General features: G+C 35.5%; 2 protein-coding genes. Both read left to right on the plus strand.

Annotated elements, in window-relative coordinates:
• Window positions 1-59: 59 nt before the first annotated feature.
• Window positions 60-560, plus strand: coding sequence for a helix-turn-helix domain-containing protein (locus IQ244_RS32260; protein WP_193900717.1), 501 nt, complete (start codon window positions 60-62; stop codon window positions 558-560).
• A 47-nt stretch (window positions 561-607) separates the two neighbouring features.
• Window positions 608-1,035: IS630 family transposase (locus IQ244_RS32265; RefSeq protein WP_322746155.1), on the plus strand; the 428-nt coding region annotated here is incomplete at its 3' end.

Raw genomic sequence — 1,035 nt, forward strand, 5'->3', positions numbered from 1 at the left:
ATACCAATTCACGAAAATTGTGATACAGATAAATAAGGAATAAATATTAAGGAGCAAAGATGGCTGGAGTAACCAAAGTAGAAATAAGAGAGTCAGTAGAGGAATTACATGAGTTGCTCTTAAAACAAAAAACAGCATCAAGTTTTGAACGGATTCAAGCTTTGTATTTGCTAAAAATAGGACAGGTGAAAACAATACAAGATGTAGCGGTGGTAGTAGGAAGGGCAAGGATAACGGTACAAAGATGGTTAAAAGATTATCAAGAGTCGGGAGTCTTGGGTCTATTAACAACAAAAAAGAGTCCAGGGCGACCAGCAATAATTAGTTTACAAGTAAGAGAGCATCTGGATAAAGAGCTTCAAGAATCGGAGGGATTCAAAAGTTATGAGGAAATACGAACATGGTTAAAAGCAGTAGAAGGGATAGAAGTATCATATAAAGTAGTACATGATACAGTGCGCTATCAAATGAAAGCAAAGCTAAAAGTGCCGCGAGCAGTAGGTATTAAATACGATAGCGAAGCAGAATCAGAATTTAAAAAAAACTGCCACAATACTTAGAAGTAATTAAAAAACACGTCATAGCACCAATAGATAAACAAAAAACAATTAGATATTGGTGTGGGGACGAAAGCCGTGTGGGGTTGAAGACTGAAGCTGGGAGACTAATTACGAAAAAAGGAGTCAAGCCCATCGGGATTATGCAATGGAAGCGGGATAACTTTTATTTATATGGATTAGTGGAACCATTAACTGGAGAGTATTTTATCTGGGAGTTCTCTCATTTAAATACAGCCTGTTTCAATATTTTTTTAGAAAAATTTTCACAGACTTATGCTCAAGATATTCACATTCTTCAGTTAGACAATGGGGCTTTTCATTTAAGTCAGCATCTGAAAATACCAGAAAACATAGTTTTGTTATTTCAACCTCCACATACACCTCAAGTTAATCCAATAGAAAGATTGTGGGAAGAAGTTAAAAGGCATCTAACTTGGGAAAGCTTCTCAAGTTTAGATGAATTAAGAGAATTTAT

The organism is Nostoc sp. LEGE 06077 (genome assembly GCF_015207705.1).
In the GTDB taxonomy this organism is placed as follows: Bacteria; Cyanobacteriota; Cyanobacteriia; order Cyanobacteriales; family Nostocaceae; genus Nostoc_B.